This window comes from Leisingera sp. McT4-56 (assembly GCF_020514995.1).
Lineage (GTDB): Bacteria > Pseudomonadota > Alphaproteobacteria > Rhodobacterales > Rhodobacteraceae > Leisingera > Leisingera aquaemixtae_A.
Map to the genome: position 1 here is coordinate 153118 of NZ_JAJALF010000004.1, position 18698 is coordinate 171815.

The 18698-nt window shown below is 64.2% G+C and carries 22 protein-coding genes; 12 read left to right on the top strand and 10 right to left on the bottom strand.

Going from position 1 to position 18698, the window contains the following annotated elements; genetic code table 11:
- Window positions 1-23 precede the first annotated feature (23 nt).
- The 9 genes from secD (at window position 24) to LHL23_RS07770 (ending at window position 6596) form a co-directional block, all read left to right on the top strand.
- Window positions 24-1685, top strand: coding sequence for a protein translocase subunit SecD (gene secD, locus LHL23_RS07730; protein WP_222476034.1), 1662 nt, complete (start codon window positions 24-26; stop codon window positions 1683-1685).
- 1 nt (window position 1686) lies between these two features.
- Window positions 1687-2655 carry a protein translocase subunit SecF gene (gene secF, locus LHL23_RS07735; protein ID WP_226429407.1) on the top strand — a complete coding sequence of 323 codons (969 nt, stop codon included), beginning with the start codon at window positions 1687-1689 and terminating at the stop codon, window positions 2653-2655.
- Complete coding sequence (locus LHL23_RS07740; protein WP_226429408.1) at window positions 2648-3400, top strand: TSUP family transporter; 753 nt, start codon at window positions 2648-2650, stop codon at window positions 3398-3400. The genes secF and LHL23_RS07740 overlap by 8 nt, the downstream gene beginning before the upstream one ends.
- Before the next feature lie 12 nt (window positions 3401-3412).
- Window positions 3413-3766 (top strand): Mth938-like domain-containing protein, encoded by a 354-nt coding sequence (locus LHL23_RS07745; protein ID WP_226429409.1) that lies wholly within the window; start codon window positions 3413-3415, stop codon window positions 3764-3766.
- Window positions 3767-3853: 87 nt separating this feature from the next.
- Entirely contained in the window at window positions 3854-4468 is a 615-nt protein-coding gene (ccmA, locus tag LHL23_RS07750) for a heme ABC exporter ATP-binding protein CcmA (protein ID WP_226429410.1), read from the top strand.
- On the top strand, window positions 4465-5121 hold the full coding sequence (gene ccmB / locus LHL23_RS07755) for a heme exporter protein CcmB (RefSeq protein ID WP_222476028.1): 657 nt from the start codon (window positions 4465-4467) through the stop codon (window positions 5119-5121). The genes ccmA and ccmB overlap by 4 nt, the downstream gene beginning before the upstream one ends.
- A 56-nt stretch (window positions 5122-5177) precedes the next feature.
- Window positions 5178-5909, top strand: coding sequence for a heme ABC transporter permease (locus LHL23_RS07760; RefSeq protein WP_222476027.1), 732 nt, complete (start codon window positions 5178-5180; stop codon window positions 5907-5909).
- Window positions 5909-6064 (top strand): heme exporter protein CcmD, encoded by a 156-nt coding sequence (gene ccmD, locus LHL23_RS07765; protein WP_222476026.1) that lies wholly within the window; start codon window positions 5909-5911, stop codon window positions 6062-6064. The genes LHL23_RS07760 and ccmD overlap by 1 nt, the downstream gene beginning before the upstream one ends.
- Window positions 6057-6596, top strand: coding sequence for a DsbE family thiol:disulfide interchange protein (locus LHL23_RS07770; protein ID WP_222476025.1), 540 nt, complete (start codon window positions 6057-6059; stop codon window positions 6594-6596). Before ccmD ends, LHL23_RS07770 begins: the two co-directional genes overlap by 8 nt.
- A gap of 13 nt (window positions 6597-6609) precedes the next feature.
- Here the strand turns inward: LHL23_RS07770 and LHL23_RS07775 are convergent, their stop codons facing one another.
- From LHL23_RS07775 to acnA, 4 genes are all read right to left on the bottom strand, one after another.
- On the bottom strand, window positions 6610-6903 hold the full coding sequence (locus tag LHL23_RS07775) for a putative quinol monooxygenase (protein ID WP_226429411.1): 294 nt from the start codon (window positions 6901-6903) through the stop codon (window positions 6610-6612).
- Window positions 6904-6977: 74 nt separating this feature from the next.
- Window positions 6978-7316 (bottom strand): DOPA 4,5-dioxygenase family protein, encoded by a 339-nt coding sequence (locus tag LHL23_RS07780; protein ID WP_226429412.1) that lies wholly within the window; start codon window positions 7314-7316, stop codon window positions 6978-6980.
- 74 nt (window positions 7317-7390) lie between these two features.
- On the bottom strand, window positions 7391-7675 hold the full coding sequence (locus tag LHL23_RS07785; protein ID WP_226429413.1) for an antibiotic biosynthesis monooxygenase: 285 nt from the start codon (window positions 7673-7675) through the stop codon (window positions 7391-7393).
- Between the two features lie 250 nt (window positions 7676-7925).
- Entirely contained in the window at window positions 7926-10613 is a 2688-nt protein-coding gene (acnA, locus tag LHL23_RS07790; RefSeq protein ID WP_226429414.1) for an aconitate hydratase AcnA, read from the bottom strand.
- 223 nt (window positions 10614-10836) lie between these two features.
- Between acnA and LHL23_RS07795 the strand changes: the two genes are divergently transcribed.
- Window positions 10837-11538, top strand: coding sequence for a DUF1223 domain-containing protein (locus tag LHL23_RS07795; RefSeq protein WP_226429415.1), 702 nt, complete (start codon window positions 10837-10839; stop codon window positions 11536-11538).
- 3 nt (window positions 11539-11541) lie between these two features.
- On the opposite strand, the gene LHL23_RS07800 is transcribed toward LHL23_RS07795, so the two are convergent.
- The 4 genes from LHL23_RS07800 to purB form a co-directional block, all read right to left on the bottom strand.
- Entirely contained in the window at window positions 11542-12480 is a 939-nt protein-coding gene (locus LHL23_RS07800; protein ID WP_226429416.1) for a lysophospholipid acyltransferase family protein, read from the bottom strand.
- A gap of 148 nt (window positions 12481-12628) precedes the next feature.
- Complete coding sequence (locus tag LHL23_RS07805) at window positions 12629-13801, bottom strand: flagellar motor switch protein FliG (protein WP_226429417.1); 1173 nt, start codon at window positions 13799-13801, stop codon at window positions 12629-12631.
- Window positions 13802-13876: 75 nt separating this feature from the next.
- Window positions 13877-14410 carry a tetratricopeptide repeat protein gene (locus LHL23_RS07810; protein ID WP_226429418.1) on the bottom strand — a complete coding sequence of 178 codons (534 nt, stop codon included), beginning with the start codon at window positions 14408-14410 and terminating at the stop codon, window positions 13877-13879.
- Window positions 14411-14559: 149 nt separating this feature from the next.
- Window positions 14560-15864 (bottom strand): adenylosuccinate lyase, encoded by a 1305-nt coding sequence (purB, locus tag LHL23_RS07815; RefSeq protein ID WP_222476008.1) that lies wholly within the window; start codon window positions 15862-15864, stop codon window positions 14560-14562.
- Window positions 15865-15950: 86 nt separating this feature from the next.
- Between purB and LHL23_RS07820 the strand changes: the two genes are divergently transcribed.
- Window positions 15951-16298 carry a hypothetical protein gene (locus LHL23_RS07820; RefSeq protein WP_226429419.1) on the top strand — a complete coding sequence of 116 codons (348 nt, stop codon included), beginning with the start codon at window positions 15951-15953 and terminating at the stop codon, window positions 16296-16298.
- Between the two features lie 73 nt (window positions 16299-16371).
- On the opposite strand, the gene LHL23_RS07825 is transcribed toward LHL23_RS07820, so the two are convergent.
- Window positions 16372-16629, bottom strand: a complete 258-nt coding sequence (locus LHL23_RS07825; RefSeq protein ID WP_222476003.1) for a DUF6455 family protein — start codon at window positions 16627-16629, stop codon at window positions 16372-16374.
- Window positions 16630-16811: 182 nt separating this feature from the next.
- Window positions 16812-18044 (bottom strand): bifunctional alpha/beta hydrolase/OsmC family protein, encoded by a 1233-nt coding sequence (locus LHL23_RS07830; RefSeq protein ID WP_226429420.1) that lies wholly within the window; start codon window positions 18042-18044, stop codon window positions 16812-16814.
- A 95-nt stretch (window positions 18045-18139) separates the two neighbouring features.
- On the opposite strand from LHL23_RS07830, the gene LHL23_RS07835 reads away from it, so the two are divergent.
- Window positions 18140-18688: an NUDIX hydrolase gene (locus tag LHL23_RS07835; protein ID WP_226429421.1), complete on the top strand. Its 549-nt coding sequence runs from the start codon at window positions 18140-18142 to the stop codon at window positions 18686-18688.
- Window positions 18689-18698: the final 10 nt, after the last annotated feature.

An 18698-nucleotide genomic window follows, 5' to 3' on the forward strand; every position in this document is an offset into this window, starting at 1 on the left:
CAACTATCTGAAAAGGCAGGGCAATGCTGCAAATCGATCTCTGGAAGAGGGTGCTGATCTGGCTGGTCTGTGCGGCCGGCCTGCTGCTTGCCCTGCCAAACGGATTTTACACCCGCGTCGAACAGGCCAATGACGCGGCGGCGGATATCATCGCCAAGGGCGAAACGCCGGAACGGCTGGAAACCGCAGGCCAGTGGCCGTCTTTCCTGCCGTCGGGCCTGGTGAACCTGGGCCTCGACCTGCGGGGCGGCGCGCATCTTTTGGCCGAGGTGCAGGTTGACGACGTTTACGAGGCGCGGATGGATGCGCTGTGGCCGGAGGTGCGCGATGCGCTGCGGCCCGAGCGCTCCACTGTCGGCACTTTCCGCCGCCAGCCCGGCCCTGCGGACCAGATTCGGCTGAAGATTTCCAAACCGGATGGCATGTCCCGCGCGCTGGAAGTGGTGCGCGGCCTGGCCAACCCGGTGACCAGCCTGACCGGCGCCGGCGCAACCGACATTGAAGTCTCCGCCGAAGGCGACATCCTGGTGGTGCAGCTGAGCGAGGCGGAAAAGCTCGCCTCCGACGACCGCACCGTGCGCCAGTCGCTCGAAATCGTGCGCCGCCGCATCGACGAGGTCGGCACCCGCGAGCCGACCATCCAGCGCCAGGGCGCCGACCGTATTCTGATCCAGGTGCCTGGCATCGGCTCTGCCTCGGAGCTGAAGGCGATCATCGGCACCACCGCGCAGCTGACCTTCAACCCGGTTGTGGGCCGCGGCAGCGATGCGGACGCGGCGCCGGGCGTCGGCAATAAGGTGATCCCCTCGCTGGATGAAGAAGGCACCTATTACACCGTTGAAGCCGCCGCCGTTGTGACCGGCGAGGACCTGGTGGATGCGCAGCCCTCGTTCGACCAGAACGGCCGGCCTGCGGTGACCTTCCGCTTCAACACCTCCGGCGCCCGCCGGTTCGGCGACTACACCGCCGAGAACATCGGCTCTCCCTTTGCGATTGTGCTCGATGACGAAGTGGTCTCCGCTCCGGTGATCCAGTCGCACATTCCGGGCGGCTCGGGCATCATCACCGGCAACTTCACCATCGAGGAAAGCACCAACCTTGCCGTGCTGCTGCGCGCAGGCGCGCTGCCCGCGGGGCTGGAGTTCCTGGAAGAGCGCACCATCGGTCCGGAACTGGGCCAGGACAGCATCGACGCGGGCAAGGTGGCAACTGCCGTCGCCTTTGTCGCGGTGCTGGCGTTCATGGGTCTCAGCTATGGCCTGTTCGGGCTGTTTGCCAATGTGGCACTGATCCTGAACATTGCGCTGATCTTCGGCATGCTCAGCCTCATTGGAGGCACCCTGACGCTGCCGGGCATCGCCGGTATCGTGCTGACGGTCGGTATGGCGGTGGACGCCAACGTGCTGATCTTCGAGCGCATCCGAGAGGAGCTGAAGGCGGGCCGCGGCCCGGCCAAGGCCATCGACGAAGGCTACTCCAAGGCGCTGAGCGCCATCCTTGACGCCAATATCACCACTTTCATCACCGCGGTGATCCTGTTCGCCATGGGCTCCGGCCCGGTGCGTGGCTTTGCGATCACCCTGGGGCTGGGCATCATGACCTCGGTTTTCACCGCGATCTTTGTCACCCGCCTGATGATCATCATGTGGTTCGAACGGCGCCGTCCGAAAACGATTGAGGTGTGATATGCGGCTGAGACTTGTTCCCCAGGAAACCTCATTCGACTTCTTCAAGCGCGCCAAGCTGTGGCTGGGCATCTCCGCGCTGATGATGGTGGTGGGGTTTGCCTCCTTCCTGTTCCAAGGGCTGAACTTCGGCATCGACTTCCGCGGCGGCACCACCATCCGCACCGAGGCGGCCGAGTCCGTGGACGTGGGTGCCTACCGCGACGCGCTGGCGGCGCATCAGCTGGGCGATGTGTCGATCACCGAGGTGTTCGATCCGGCCTTCGAGGAGGACCAGCACGTCGCCATGATCCGCATCCAGGCGCAGGACGACGGCGAGGCGATCTCCGGCGAGATGATCGAAACGCTGAAGGCCTCGCTGGACGCAGTGGCGCCGGGCATCAAGTTCGTCTCGGTCGAATCTGTTGGCCCCAAGGTTTCGGGCGAGCTGATCCAGACCGCGGTGATTGCCGTCGTGCTCGCCATCGCGGCGGTGCTGGTCTACATCTGGCTGCGCTTCGAATGGCAGTTCGCGCTCGGCGCGGTGGCGGCGCTGGTGCATGACGTGGTGCTGACCATCGGCGTGTTCTCGGAACTGCAGATCCGCTTTGACCTGGCCATCATTGCCGCCCTTCTGACCATCGTCGGCTACTCGCTGAACGACACCGTGGTGGTTTTTGACCGGGTGCGCGAGAACCTGCGCCGCTACAAGCAGAAGGATCTGGCAGAGGTTCTGAACCTGTCCATCAACGAGACCCTCAGCCGGACCATGATGACCTCTGTCACCACGCTGCTGGCGCTGATATCGCTCTATGTGCTGGGCGGCGACGTGATCCGCGGCTTCGTGTTTGCGATGATCTGGGGCGTTGTGGTGGGGACCTATTCGTCGGTCTTCGTTGCCTCCACCATCCTCTTGAAACTGGGGGTGAAGCGCGACTGGTCGAAGCAGTCTAACACCACCGGCAACCAGTTCTCGAACATCGATGCTTGAGGCGTTTCAGGCAGCCCTGCAGACGCCGGGGCTGTTCTGGCTTTTCCTGACCATTGGAGCCGCGGGCCTTGTCCGCGGCTTCACTGGTTTTGGCACCGCGATGATCTTTGTTCCGGTCGGCGCCCAGTTCCTGCCGTCCGCGGATGTGGTGTTCCTGATGGTGCTGATGGGGGTGTTTTCCACCATCACCCTGTTCCCGCAGGCCTGGAGCAAGGCGGACAGGGCAGAAGTCGGAGCCTTGTCCATGGCCGCCGCGGTCACGGTTCCGGCCGGGCTGTGGCTGATGGCGCAGATGGACCCGCTGACCCTGCGCTGGGTTGCCGCCGGGGTGATCGGCGTGACACTGGCGGCCGTGGTCTCCGGCTGGCGCTGGCAGGGCCGGCTGGGCTGGCCGGGGCGGTTTGCCATTGGCGGTGCGGCCGGCATCGTTGGCGGCATGACCGGCCTCACCGGGCCGGTGATCATCGTTTTCTACCTGGCCAACGTGCGCGACGTTGCGCGGGTGCGGGCCAACACCATCGTGTTCCTGGCGGCGCTGGACGTGGTGATCGCGGCCAATCTGATCTTTGGCGGCATGGCCAGCCTCAAGGCGGTGATCCTGGCCTGCCTGCTGGGCATCCCCTATGTGATCACCACCCTCACCGGCAAGGCGCTGTTTGACCCCAAGCTTGAGAAGCTCTACCGCTTTGCCTCCTATTCCGTGATTGCGCTGGCCGTGGTATCCAGCCTCCCGGTATTTGACTGAAAGGAAGCTCCTATGCGCCTGAACGAAGTGACTTATTCCGACGCGCAGCCGGTGGACGGCTATGGCGAGGGGTTCTTCCGTATCGGCGGGCAGGTGCATCAGGGCGCGGTGCTGACCTCGGCTGCCGGAACCGCAGCCTGGGGCGGGCTTGATAATGCCGCGCCTCTGCTGGCGCTGGCCGGGGAAGTCGACGTGCTGTTCATCGGCACCGGCAGCGAAATCGCCCATATCCCGGCGGATCTGCGCAAGTCGCTGGAGGAGGCGGGCCTGGGGGTGGAGGCAATGAACTCCCCCGCGGCCTGCCGCACCTATAATGTGCTCTTGTCCGAGGGCCGCCGGATTGCCCTGGCCGCGCTGCCGGTCTGATTTTCTGAAGTTTCATTTGACCTGCCGCAAAGCGGGCGATTTGAAAACAGGCTTTTGATGCCCGGAGAAATAGGACTAGCGAACTTCATGACATTGACTGTGACGGATCTGGGCGTGGCCCGCGGCGGCATACCGGTGCTGGAAGGCCTGAGCTTTGCGCTGGCGCCCGGCAAGGCGCTGATCCTGCGCGGCCCCAACGGCATCGGCAAGACCACGCTGCTGCGCACCGTCGCGGGCCTGCAGCCGCCGCTGAAGGGCCGGGTTGAAGGGGCTGAGGACCAGATCGCCTACGCCGCGCATTCCGACGGTCTGAAGCCGACGCTGACAGTGGCGGAGAACCTGACCTTCTGGGCTAGCGTCTTTGGCCGCAACGGCATTGAACAGGCGCTGGACGGATTTGATCTGCAAACCTTGCGCGACCGGCAGGCCGGTGCGCTGTCAGCAGGCCAGAAACGCCGCCTGGGACTCAGCCGGATGCTGGTCACGGGGCGCCCGGTCTGGATCATGGACGAGCCGACTGTGAGCCTCGACACCAATTCCGTCGCCATGTTCGCGGATGCCGTGCGGGCGCATCTGGGGCAGGGCGGTTCTGCCCTGATTGCCACCCATATCGATCTGGGGCTGGAGGCGGAGGTGCTGGATGTCGGCCCCTACAAGGCCAAGCCGCCAGAGATTGACGATTTTGACGGAGGCTTCCTGTGATTGCGCTTCTTCTGCGGGATCTGAAGCTCGCCTTCCGCGCGGGCGGCGGTTTTGGCCTCGGCCTTGCGTTCTTTCTGATCGTGACCGTGATGGTGCCTTTCTCCGTCGGCCCGCAGTCCGAACTGTTGGCCCGCATCGCCCCGGGCGTGCTGTGGCTGGGGGCGCTGCTTGCTTGCCTGCTGTCGCTTGACCGGCTGCTGGCGCTGGATTGGGAGGACGGCTCGCTCGACCTCCTGGCCACCGCGCCGCTGCCGCTGGAAAGCACCGTCACGATCAAGGCGCTGGCCCACTGGATCACCACCGGCCTGCCGCTGGTGCTGGCGGCACCGGTGCTGGGCGTGCTGCTGAACCTGCCGGTGCTGGGCTTTCAGTGGCTGGTGGTCTCCCTGCTGCTGGGCACGCCTGCGCTGTCTGTCATCGGCACCTTCGGCGCCGCGCTGACCGTGGGGCTGAAACGCGGCGGCCTGCTGATGTCGCTGCTGGTGATGCCGCTTTACGTGCCGACGCTGATCTTCGGATCGGAGGTCGCCCGCCGCGGCGCCGAGGGCATGGCGGTGCAGACGCCGCTCTTGCTGCTGGCAGGGATCTCCGCCGCCTCCATCGCCCTTCTGCCCTTTGCCAGCGCTGCTGTCCTGCGCGTCAATTTGCGATAGGACATTTGCCGGAGCTGTGAATTGAGAAACCCGAGAACAAGAGCTAAATAGCCACCATGTCGATCTGGGAATACGCCAACCCGAAGAAGTTTCTGGCCACCACCGAGAAGGTGATGCCGGCCCTATGGGTCAGCTCCGCGGTGCTGATTTCCGTGGGCCTCATCTGGGGCTTCTTCTTCACGCCGGACGACTACCGGCAGGGTTCCACCGTCAAGATCATCTTCCTGCATGTGCCGTCGGCGCTGATGGCGATCAACGCCTGGTTCATGATGCTGGTCACCTCGCTGGTCTGGGTGGTCCGGCGCCACCATGTCAGTGCTCTGGCCGCCCGCGCCGCCGCGCCTGTCGGCGTGATCATGACGGTAATTGCACTTATCACCGGCGCGATCTGGGGCCAGCCGATGTGGGGCACCTGGTGGGCCTGGGACCCGCGCCTGACGTCCTTCCTGGTGCTGTTCCTGTTCTACCTTGGCTACATCGCCCTGTGGGAGGCGATCGATAACCCGGACACCGCCGCTGACCTCACCGCGATCCTGTGCCTGGTGGGCTCTGTCTTTGCCGTTCTCAGCCGCTATGCAGTGAACTTCTGGAACCAGGGGCTGCACCAGGGCGCGTCGCTGTCGCTCGATGAGAAGGAAAACGTGGCCGATGCGTTTTCCAATCCGCTTTATGTCTGCATGGCAGGGTTTGTGCTCCTGTTCATCGCGTTGGTGTTCTACCGCACCGGAACTGAAATCCGCGCCCGCCGCATCAAGGCACTGATGGCGCGCGAACGGCTGGAGGCGTGATGCCTGATCTTGGAAAATACGCCGACACGGTGCTGTCGGCCTATGGCGCCTCTCTGCTGCTGCTGGTGGCGCTGGTGGTGGTGACAATCCTGCGCGGCCGCAAGGTGCGCCGGGAGATGGAAACCCTGGAAACCCGGATGAAGCGCAATGGCTAAGATTTCACCCCTGATGGCGGTGCCCGGTGTGGTGTTTGCAGGCTTTGTCGGCCTGGCGCTGGTGGGCATGTTCCGCGAGGACCCGAATAGCCTCCCGTCCGCCCGAGAAGGCCAGCCGGCGCCGCCGGTGGTGCTGGATGAGTTTCCGGGCAAGGAGATGTTCTCTGACGAAACCCTGCGCGACGGAAACGTGAAGCTGGTGAACTACTGGGCAAGCTGGTGCGCGCCCTGCCGGGTCGAGCATCCGAACCTCGAGGCGCTGTCCGAGGAAGGCATTCCGATCTACGGCATCAACTACAAGGACCAGCTGGCCAATGCGGAGTCGTTCCTGAACGAACTGGGCGATCCTTACACCGCGATGGGGCGCGACGAGAAGGGCCGCATGGCGATCGACTGGGGCCTTTATGGCGTGCCGGAAACCTATGTGGTCGACGGTCAAGGCAAGATCATCCTGCGCTTTGCCGGCCCGATCACCCAGCGGGTGATCGACAGCACCCTGCGCCCGGCGATGGAGAAGGCAGCGGGGCAGTAACCGCCCCCCTGCATCAGTCCGGTTCACACAGGGTAAAGCTGCTCAGATCGGGCTCCGCCGCCGACAGCTCATAGACGCGGTCCAGATGATCCTGTTTGGACCGCCAGATCAGATACTCGCTGAAAGCCTCGGGGTTTTGCCATCTCTGGAATACGGATATTTCATCTCTGTCCGGGGCCAGCAGGATGTCAGCCTGCAAGCATCCGGCGTGCCTGCGAACCTCTTCCACCATTTGTTGGACAAGCGCCGTCAGCTCGCTGAATTTTCCGGGCCGGGGGTGCAATCCTATGATCACCGCTTCGGTCATTGAAGTCTCCGGGATTTGTGAGTGCTGACATGTTCCCGGCGACTTGGAAACTTCTGGTAAATTTGCGGTTCGGGTCAGTTGAAAATGCTGAGATCCAGCTCAAGCCCGGTGCCCAGCCAGATCCCGTGATCGCGGTGATCGGCCAGGGCGTCGCCGGTCTCCGGGTGGGCGAAGACAACCAGCCCGTTCCTGTTCAGCGCCAGCCACGGCAGCAGCTGCGCGAACTGATCCGGCGTCGCCGCCAGCTGGCAGGACCACATGGGGTGGGGCCCGACGTTCTTTTCATGGACCCGGCCTATCTCGACGGAGAACCGCTCCGCCGCTTGCTGGCACAGGCCGCGGGCCTGATCCACGGTGGCGGCGTCGAAGTAGATATGGGCGTGATAGCCGGTGATGCTGTCTGTCTGTGTCATGCCGCCAGTGTCACCCGGTGACGCCGCATCTGCAATGCGGTGATTGCGAACAGGCCCTGTGCAGTGCGGCCGGCTCAGGGCACCGAAAAGGTGCGGAAGTCCTGTTCCCGCCGCATTGTGGCACTGCGGGCGTCCAGGTCGCCGCGTTCTGCGCGCCAGTCCAGATACCGGTTGAGATGTTCCGGCGTTTCCCAAAGATGAAAGACTGCGATTTCGAAACGGTCCCGGTTGATGCCCACATGCGCCTCGATGCAGCCTGGAAAGGTCCGCGTGTCCGGCACCATCGCCAGGACGGCTTCCACATGCGCGTCGAAAGTGCCGATGTCAGGGTAAACAACTGCAAAAACGGCTTCTTTCATGCTTGGGCGTCCAGCCTTTCAATGGGTTTCGCAGCGTTTGTAAGGTGTATTTGAGATACACATTTGCACAAGCAGTTTGGGCCGTACAGCCGGTAAAGGCGCCGCCGATTGCGCGTTTAAATTGTATCCAGGATACGGGCGTTCGGCAAGACTGCTGTCGACGGCCCCGGACGGCTTCGGGAAAGTTCAGGGCACAAAAAAAACATGCACCCCGCAGGGTGCATGTTCAAAAGCTTCGGTCTGGCAGGCCTTACGACTTGGCCAGGTTGCGCAGCACGTAGTGCAGAACGCCGCCGTGCTCGATGTATTCGATCTCCGGTGCGGTATCGATCCGGCACTTCAGCGTGATGGTCTTGGTGGTGCCATCGGCATAGGTGATGTCGCAGGGCACTTCCTGCAGCGGCTGGATGGTGTCCAGGCCGTGGATCGACACGGTTTCCTCGCCGGTCAGGCCCAGCGTCTTGCGGGTGTCGCCAGCGGTGAATTCGAACGGGATCACGCCCATGCCAACCAGGTTGGAACGGTGGATACGCTCGAAGTTCTCGGCGATCACGGCCTTGACGCCCAGCAGCGCGGTGCCCTTGGCTGCCCAGTCGCGCGAGGAGCCTGCGCCGTACTGCTCGCCGCCGAACACCACCAGCGGGGTGCCGTTGGCCTGATGCGCCATCGAGGCCTCGTAGATCGAGGTCTGCTCGCCGTCGGGGCCCTTGGTGTAGCCGCCCTCGACGCCGTCCAGCATCTCGTTCTTGATGCGGATGTTGGCGAAGGTGCCGCGCATCATGATCTCGTGGTTGCCGCGGCGCGAGCCGTAGGAGTTGAACTCGCGCGGCTGCACCTGGCGCTCCAGCAGGTACTGGCCTGCAGGCGTGGTGGTGGCAAAGGAACCGGCGGGCGAGATGTGGTCGGTGGTGACCATGTCGCCCAGGATTGCCAGAACCTTGGCGCCCTCGATGTTCTCGATGGTGCCCGGCTCAGTGCCCATGCCCTGGAAGTAGGGCGGGTTCTGGATGTAGGTCGAGGTCGCGGGCCAGTCATAGGTTTCCGCATCGGTGGTCTCGACCGCCTGCCACTTCTCGTCGCCTTTGAAGACGTCGGCGTATTTCGACTGGAACGCCTCGCGGGTGACGGTCTGCTCGACCAGTTCCGCAACTTCCTGGGTCGATGGCCAGATGTCTTTCAGGTAGACGTCGTTGCCGTCCTTGTCCTGCGCGATCACGTCGGTTGCCAGGTCGATGTCCATGGTGCCGGCCAGCGCATAGGCGACAACCAGCGGCGGTGAGGCCAGGTAGTTGGCGCGGACGTCCGGCGAGATGCGGCCTTCGAAGTTGCGGTTGCCCGACAGCACCGAGGTCGCCACCAGGTCGCCTTCGGCAATCGCTTCGGAGATCTCCTGCTGGATCGGGCCGGAGTTGCCGATACAGGTGGTGCAGCCGTAGCCCACCAGGTTGAAGCCGACCTTGTCCAGGTCTTCCTGCAGGCCCGCGGCCTCCAGATAGGCGGACACCACCTGCGAACCCGGTGCCAGCGAGGTCTTGACCCAGGGCTTGCGGTCGAGGCCCAGGGCGGCAGCCTTGCGCGCGACCAGGCCTGCGCCGATCATCACATAGGGGTTGGAGGTGTTGGTGCAGGAGGTGATCGAGGCGATCACGACCTTGCCCGATTCCATGGTGTAGTCTTCGCCCTTGACGGCGACTTCCTTGCCCATCGGACGCTTGAAGGTCTCTTCCATTTCCTGGCGGAAGGCGGCCTTGGCGTTGGTCAGCGGCACATAGTCCTGCGGGCGTTTCGGGCCGGAGATGGCCGGAACGATGCTGCTCATGTCCAGCGACAGGGTGTCGGTGTAGACCGGTGCGTAGTCCGCGCCGCGCCAGAAACCGTTTTCCTTGGCGTAGGCTTCGACCAGCGCGATGCGGTCTTCGTCGCGGCCGGTGTTGCGCAGGTAGCGCAGGGTTTCGTCGTCGATCGGGAAGAAGCCGCAGGTGGCGCCGTATTCCGGGGCCATGTTGGCGATGGTCGCGCGGTCTGCCAGCGGCAGGCGGTCCAGGCCGGTCCCGTAGAATTCGACGAACTTGCCGACCACGCCCTTGGCGCGCAGCATTTCCACCACCTTCAGAACCAGGTCGGTGCCGGTGGTGCCTTCGACCATCTCGCCGGTCAGCTCAAAGCCGATGACCTCGGGGATCAGCATGGAGATCGGCTGGCCCAGCATCGCTGCTTCGGCCTCGATGCCGCCAACGCCCCAGCCCAGCACCGCGGCGCCGTTGACCATGGTGGTGTGCGAGTCGGTGCCAACCAGCGTGTCCGGATAGGCGACTTCCTCGCCGTTCTGGTCGGTGTCGGTCCAGACAGTCTGCGCCAGGTATTCCAGGTTCACCTGGTGGCAGATGCCGGTGCCCGGCGGCACGACGCGGAAGTTGTTGAAGGCGTTCTGGCCCCACTTCAGGAACTGGTAGCGCTCCATGTTGCGCTCGTACTCGCGGTCGACGTTCATCTGGAACGCGCGCGGGTTGCCGAACTCGTCGATCATCACCGAGTGGTCGATCACCAGGTCAACGGGGACCAGCGGGTTGATCTTGGCGGCAGAGCCTTTCAGGCCGACGATGCCGTCGCGCATGGCGGCCAGATCGACAACGGCGGGAACGCCGGTGAAGTCCTGCATCAGCACGCGGGCAGGGCGGTAGGCAATCTCACGCGGGTTCTTGCCGCCTTTTTCGGCCCATTCGCCGAAGGCCTTGATGTCGTCGGTGGAGACGGAAAAGCCGCCATCCTCGAACCGCAGCATGTTTTCCAGCACCACCTTCAGGGCGGCGGGCAGCTTGGAGAAGTCGCCAAAGCCAGCTTCGGTGGCTGCGGGGATGGAGTAGTAGGAGATCGACTTGCCGTTGACGCTGAGCGTTTTGCGCGTCTTGGCATTGTCCTGTCCGACGGTAATAGGCATGGTTGGCCTCCCTCAAGAATTTGAAACCGGGGAATTCGCTGCCTGCTAAATGCATGAGGAAGATAGAGCATTCAATAGCCCAAACGCCGCAGGGGCCACTTTTGTATGCGATTGTACACATTTTTTCGCGGCCAGCGCCTGCAACAGCTCTCAAAAATGATTGATTGGCCAATTCCGGGGCACTTCCTTTAGACCTAATGCCTAGCAACAAAGAAGGCGATTCATGAGATTCCTGGCGTCGATTGCGGCCGTGGCGGCCCTGGCCCTGCCGGTTTACGGCCAATCCGCAGCAGAGCCGGTGGTGGTCGAGCTGTACACCTCGCAGGGGTGTTCGTCCTGCCCGCCGGCCGACGCGCTGCTGCACGAACTGGCCGCGCGCCCGGATGTGCTGCCGCTGGCGCTGCATGTGGACTACTGGGATTACATCGGCTGGAAAGACAAATTCGCCAGGCCCGCCCACGCCAAGCGGCAAAAGGGATATGCCCATGCGGGCGGCCGCCGGATGATCTATACGCCGCAGATGATCATCATGGGGCAGGAGGATGTGGTGGGTGCCGATGCGGTCCAGGTGGAAGAGGCCATCGGCAAGCACAGCAAACAGCCGCGTCCGGTGGCTCTGGCGGTCAGCCGCCAGGGGGAAGAGCTGCAGATCCGGCTGCAGGCGCGCGGGCAGATGCCTGCAGGCAAGCTGCTGGTGCAGCTGGTGCGCTTTACTCCGGAACGCACCGTCAGCATCACCCGCGGCGAACTGGCCGGCAGAACCTTCACCTACGCCAACGTGGTCGAGGACTGGAAAGTTGCCGCCGAATGGGACGGCACGCAGGAGCTGGAGATGTCGGTTCCCGCACCCGGCGGCCTGCCCGCGGCAGTGCTGGTTCAGGCTGCCCCCTTTGGCCGCATTGTTGCGGCCGCGCGCGTGGACTGACCGTCAGGCCGTATCGGAGGCCTGCTTCGCCCGCTGGCCGGATTTGGACTTGCGCTTGCGGAATTTCCAACGGCGGTGAATCCAGAACCACTGCCCGGCATGCTTGCGCACAATCGATTCCAGATCCGCGCTCAGCGCCTTGGTCATCGTCAGCGGATCGGAGGGCGCGATCTCGGCGTTCATGATGATTTCGAAGTCCAGGCCGTTGTCCTGGCGGACTGCATAGACCGGGATCAGCGCGGCGCCGAATTTCAGCGCCAGCTCGGCCGGCACGGTTGAGGTCACCGCGGGCTTGCCGAAAAAGTCGATCGGCTTTCCGCCCTGGGCGTGCAGATCGGTGACGATGGCGGCAATGCCGCCCTTCTTCAGATGCCGGACCAGCTCCACCATGCCGCGCTTGCCCTGTTCGAACATCGGTTCGCCGTTCTTCTTGATTGCCTCGACATAATGCTCATTGAAATAGGGGTTCGCCATCCGCCGGTAGAGCGCCCCCATTTCGTGTCCGCGCGCCACCAGGGCGGCCCGGGCAGCGTCGTAATTGCCGAAATGCGCGGTGGCCAGCAGCACCGGGCGGCCTGCAGCGCGGGCGTCCTCCAAGGCCTGCAGGCCGGGGCCGGTGATCGGCGCTGCCTTGGCGCGGTCATGAAACGGCTTGCCTGCGTAGATTTCCGCGATCATCCGCCCCGCGTTGTCGCTGACGTCCCGGTACAGCGCGCCCGGGTCCAGGTCCGACAGCTCCGGGCTGACCAGCTCGAGGTTGTCGCGGACCCGCTTGTCGAACCCCGCCAGACGCCCCATGGCGGTAACCAGCCGGCCCATCATCGGAACCCGCAGACGGTAGGGAACCAGCCCGGCCGCCAGCAGCAGACCGCGCAGAAACAGGTTGCTGCCAAAGTATCTGGCATGGCTCAGGGCGGAGAGCTCGGAAGGATCTGCGGGCATGGCGTCTGGATAGCTGCGGCGCAGAAATGCGCCCGGAAGTCTGCATCATACGCAGGGGCGGCAGCAGGCACAAGCAGCTCTGCGGCGGCGCCTGCAGCTGTCTGCCGCCGCAATGCTGCGCGGCGGATGGAGCCGGGCGCGCCGGGGCTCAGCTGTCTTCGTCCTCTTCTTCGGATTTCAGCTCGATCTCGCCGGTTGCCACCAGGTCGCGCATGGCGGAAATCACCAGGCCAAAGGCGGTTTCGCCGTCGCTGCGCTTGACCTTGCCGCGCTCGGCCACTTCGTCGCGGATGTTGTCGGCCATCCGGCTGGACATGTTCTTGAGCAGGAATTCGCTGGTTGCAACGTCCTCCTCGTCGGTGGCAAAGGCCATGGCCGTAACCAGATCGGCCTGCGACAGCACCTTCATCAGCTTGGGCACATCCAGCGGCTTCATCCGTTCGCCGATCAGCGCATAGGTGAAGATCGCCTTGCGCACCTTGATGGCAAATTCCTCGTCCTGTTCGTCCAGCGCGGTCAGCACCTCGTCGCGCTTGGCCGCAGCGGCCTCGGTCAGGATGCCGCCAAGCCGCTGGCCCGGGGTCTGATCGAACGCAAGATCGGGCCGTGCCTCCACCTGGGCGGCCAGCGACAGGCCGATGCGGTCGACCGTGTCCGGCGTGACATTGGCGGTCTGGCTGACGGCATAGGTGATGCGGCGGGCAACCGGGCCGGGAAGATGGATCAGCATCTGCGCAGCCTTGGCGGTGTCGAGCTTGGACAGCAGCACCGCGGCCACCTCGGTGCTTTCCGCCTCGGCCAGCTGCGCCAGGTCTTCCGGCGGCAGCTGCTTCAGCCGTTCCCAAGGGTCGCCGAACTGGCGCACGCCGGCTTCCTTGCGCAGGCGGTTGTGGGTGTAGCGGCTGATCTTGCCTTCCATCGCGCTCAGCGCCCCGGCCAGGCCGTTGGGGAAATGCAGGCCGACATTGTCCAGCATATCGGCGAATTCGCCCGCCACCGCATTGAGCGTGGCACGATCGACAATGCTCATCCGGCCCATCTGCTGGGTCAGTTCCAGCTGCAGGTCGTCCGGCAGTTCTTCAAGAGGAATTTCGGCGCCTTCATTCAGCAGCAGCCGGACGATGATGGCCGCCTTGGCCTTGCCGCTGAGGCCGGAGGCCGCGGCCGGTGCTGCCGCCGCGCCGCCGCCCATTCCGCCGCCGAGGCCGTCTGCGTCCAGGCCGCCCAACGGTGCCGGAGCGGCGAAATCGCCCATATCCATTCCGCCCATTCCGCCCCCGCCCAAATCCATCGGAAGCGCCAGCATATCGTCTTGAGGCATTCTCGCACCCTAGAAAAGATTCTTCTCAATCGTCGGGGGCAGATTACGCGGCAAGCCGTAAAGAAAGCCTGAAGCCTAGTGGTCGTAGGTCTTGCCTGTTCTCAGCGCGCTGCGCAGCGAAGCCTCGGCCCAGCTGCCAGCGCCGCCGCGTGCCTTGATCTCTTTCAATTGCGCCTTGGCTGCGCCGTATTTTCCCTGTTCCACAAAGGCTTGTCCCATGTAGGAGCGGGCCAGGACATTGTCCGGATCCTGCACAAGCGCCTGATCGTAAAAACTCTGGGCCAGCTCCTGGTTGCCCAGCCTACGGTGGGTGAAACCCCAGTAGGTTAGCACCATGGTGTCCTTCTGGTCGGCCATCGCGCTCAGCACAGCCTGCGCATCCTGCTGCCGCCCGGCATAGGCCAGCTCCCGCGCCGCCTCCAGCAGCCCCTGCTGGTTCAGGGAGGACTTCCGGGGCCGCACGCAGCGTTTCTTGTCATCGTCCCAGACCCGCTTTCCCTTGCAGATCTTGGTGGTCTCGGTGGGTTTCGGCGGGTTCCAGTCATTGCCGCTTGCAGCAAATCCCGTCACCGGCAGGGACAGCGCGGCGGCCAAGGCAAGAATACGCATCTCAAGAACTCCAAATGCAATGTTTGGCCTATTCTATCCTTCGAACCAAGGCTTGGGTCTGTATTTTTGTTCACAAAGGCGTTTGCCCGGCGGAAAAGAAAACGCCCCGCCGGAGGGCGGGGCGTCGTTTGCTTCATACTAAGGCCGGCTTACTCGCCGAACACCCGGCGGAAGATCGTGTCGACATGCTTGGTGTGGTAGCCCATGTCGAATTTCTCGTTGATCGCCTCTTCGCCGAGGGCCGCAACCACGTCCGCATCCGCCAGCAGCAGCTCGCGGAAATCGACGCGCTCTTCCCAGACCTTCAGGGCGTTGCGCTGCACCATGGAATAGGCGTCCTCGCGGCTGACGCCTGCCTGGGTCAGCGCCAGCAGCACCCGCTGCGACATCACCAGGCCAGGGAATTTGTTCATGTTGTCCAGCATGTTCTCCGGGAACACCAGCATCTTGTCGACAACGCCGGCCAGGCGGTGCAGGGCAAAATCCAGGGTGATGGTCGCATCCGGTCCAATGCCGCGCTCGACGGAGGAGTGCGAGATATCGCGCTCATGCCACAGCGCCACGTTCTCCATCGCCGGGATCACCGCCATGCGCACCAGGCGCGCGAGGCCGGTGAGGTTCTCGGTCAGAACCGGGTTCTTCTTGTGCGGCATCGCCGATGAGCCCTTCTGGCCCATCGAGAAGAATTCGGCGCCTTCCAGCACCTCGGTGCGCTGCATGTGGCGGATCTCAACGGCGACGTTCTCGATTGAGGAGGCAATGACGCCCAGGGTGGCAAAGAACATCGCGTGGCGGTCGCGCGGGATCACCTGGGTGGAGATCGGCTCCGGGCGCAGGCCCAGCTGCTCGCAGACGTGTTCCTCGACCGCCGGGTCGATGTTGGCGAAGGTGCCGACCGCGCCGGAGATCGCGCCGGTGGCGACTTCCCAGCGGGCCTTTTCCAGGCGGTTCTTGTTGCGGTCCATCTCCGCATAGAAGCGGGCAAAGGTCAGGCCCATGGTGGTCGGCTCGGCGTGGATGCCGTGGCTGCGGCCGACGCGCACGGTGTTCTTATGCTCCAGCGCGCGTTTCTTCAGCGCCGCCAGCACCTTGTCCATGCCATCGAGCAGGATGTCGGCTGCACGCACCAGCTGCACGTTCAGGCAGGTGTCCAGCACGTCCGAGGAGGTCATGCCCTGGTGCACAAAGCGGGCTTCTTCGGAGCCCACATGCTCCGCCAGGTGGGTGAGGAAGGCGATCACGTCATGCTTGGTCACCGCTTCGATCTCGTCAATGCGGGCGACGTCGAATTCCACGTCCTTGGCTTTCCACACCGCGTCGGCGTTTTCGCGCGGGATCACCCCCAGGTTGGCCATGGCTTCGCAGGCGTGGGCCTCGATCTCGTACCAGATCTTGAATTTGGTCTCGGGCGACCAGATTGCGACCATCTCGGGGCGGGAATAGCGGGGGATCATGGGCGAAGGCACCTTTATGTGATTGCGCAGCAGATGCCCGGCCTCTTAGATCAGCAAAGGCAGGACAGCAAGGCTGGGAGGCGGGGATGAGGCAGATTGCCCTGATGATTGCGTTATCATCTGCGGTTTCGCCGGTTTGGGGCGGCGAATGGCGCAGCTTGAGCGGCGAAGAAGTCCGGGCGGCTCTGGAGGGCAAGCGGCTGGTCTACTCCAGCGGCGCCTGGCAGGAGTTCCGCGCCTCGGGCCGGACGCTCTATAATGCGGGCCATGACAGCTGGGGCTACTGGGATGTGCGGGACGGCAAATACTGCTCCGCCTGGCCGCCTTCGGACCTGTGGGCCTGTTACACGCTGGAAAGCGACGGCGAGGCCCTGCGGTTTGTCGGTGAGAGCGGCGAGGCCACCACGGGGCGTTACGCTGAGACGGAAGAGTGAGCAGCCATAAAAGCCCTGTGCGCCGCAAGCCGGTTTGACTTGCAGCGGACGCAGACACCGGGGAAGGCGGCGGTCAGCTCTCCCGCATATGCGCCAGCAACTGCGCGTTGCGGCAGTAGGATGGCGCCTCGGCCAGCTCGGTCACCTCTTGCTGCAATTCACTGCAGCCGTCCTGATTGCGGCAGGTGCTGCAGCGCAGGACCGCGCGCATGTATTTCTGGCCCTGCGCCTGCGGGTCCGCGGCGACGATGCCGCCATAGTCGATGCCCAGACGGCTGGCCATGCCCTGCACCAGATCGCTGCTGCGCCCGAGTTTCGCGAAAAGTCCCATGTCTCTCCTCCCATGCCCGGCGGCGGCCGGGCGTGGATATAGCATGATCGGGATTGTGTGGCGGGACTTTGATGTGGCGCAAATTCCGCAGCAGTCGGGCTCGCCCGCCCGCGCTGCGGTCTTCTGGCTAAGGCCTGACGCAGTTGGGCCGGGCGCGGGAGCACTTCCGGAGGCCCGGTGTGTCAGATCGCGGGCTGCTCCGCCGCCTCCAGCCGGGTCACCACTTTGGCGCCGCTTTCCAGCGTCCGGTGCACCGGGCATTTGTCGGCGATTTCAAGAAGCCGCGCGCGCTGTTCTTCGCTCAAGGGGCCGCAGAGGCGCACCACCCGGGTGAACTGGTCGATCTTGGCAGGCCCCGAGGGAAGCGCGTCCTGCGCATGCACCTTGTCGTGGCTCACATCGACGCTGATCCCCTCCAGCGGCCAGCCCTTGCGGCGCGCATACATCCTGAGCGTCATCGAGGTGCAGGCGCCCAGGCCCGCGGCGACAAACCCGTATGGTGACATGCCGCGGTTGGTGCCGCCATAGGCCAGCGGCTCATCGGCAAATGCGTGGTGGTAGGGGCCGGACTGCACGTCCTGCAAAAAGCCCGACGGATCCGCCTCCGTTACCCGCAGGATGCCCTCCGGCGCGCCGGGCGGCGGCGCGGGTGGGGTCATTTTGACATAGCGCCCGGCCCAGGCGGCGATGACTTCTGCCGCGTACTCGGCGTCTGCCGCGCGGGAGATCAGGTGGTCGGCGTCATCCAGGGTGACAAAGCTCTTGGGGTGTTTAGCGGCGGTGAAGATCGACGCGGCATTGTCGATGCTCACGGTCTCATCGCGCGGCGCATGCAGCACCAGCAGCGCCGCCTTCAGTTCCGCAATCGCAGGCGCCAGCGCCTCGGCATGGATGTCGTCGACAAACTCCTTGCCGATCACAAACGGCCGCCCGCCCAGGCAAACCTCGGCGCGGCCCTTGGCCTCGATTTCCGGCAGAGCGGCATCGAAATGGTGCGAGACATGGCCCGGATCAAACGGCGCCCCGAGCGTCACCACCCCCTTGACCGACGGGATGCCCGCCCGCGCCCGCAGCACCGCAGCACCGCCCAGTGAATGGCCGATCAGCAGCGCCGGTGCCATGTTGCGCGCTGCCAGGTACTGCGCCGCCTTGATCAAATCCGCCACATTGGAGCTGAAGGTGGTGTTCTCGAACTCCCCCTCGGAATGCCCCAGCCCGGTGAAATCAAACCGCAGGACCGCTATTCCCATCGCCGCCAGCCGCCCGGCGATCCGCCGCGCTGCCGGAATGTCCTTGGAGCAGGTGAAGCAATGGGCAAACAGCGCTGTGGCCAGCACCGGCCCCTCCGGCAGGTCGAGGCGGGCAGCGAGGGTGTTTCCGGCGTGGCCGGTGAAGGAAATCCGTTCCGTGGGCATGGGCGTGGCCTTTGTTGCGTGTTCCGCATAGATTGAGCGCTCATTTGGTCCTGAACAAGGCAACGGGCCGGAACGTAACGGGAAGGTGAAGGCAGATGAGCAGCAGCGCCCTGAGAGGCATTGGATGTTACAGCCCGCAAACCGCGCGGGACCGCGGCATGTGGCAGCGCCTGACGGAATTCTGCGCGGGGGAGCCGCAGGCCTTTGGCCGCAACCCGGAAACCGGCCACGTGACCGGCTCCGCCTTTGTGCTGTCACCGGACATGCAATGCGTGCTGCTGACCCATCACAAGAAGCTCAATCGCTGGTTCCAGCTGGGCGGCCATTGCGACGGCATTGCCGATGTGCCGTTTGTGGCGCTGAAGGAAGCTTACGAGGAAAGCGGACTCAAGCAGATCAGGCCGCTGTCGGCGCAGGTATTCGATGTCGATATTCACGAAATCCCGGCCAATGCCCGCGATTGCGCGCATTTGCATTACGACGTGCGCTACCTGTTTCGAGCAGAGGCGGGGGAGATTGCCCCCAGCGATGAATCCCACGCCCTGGCCTGGGTGCCGCTGAAGCAGCTGGAGGAAGTGACCGACTCGCCCGGCGTTCTGGTGCTGCGCGAAAAGCTGGCGCCGTTCCTCAAGCTCCATTGTTAATCGGAAGCGC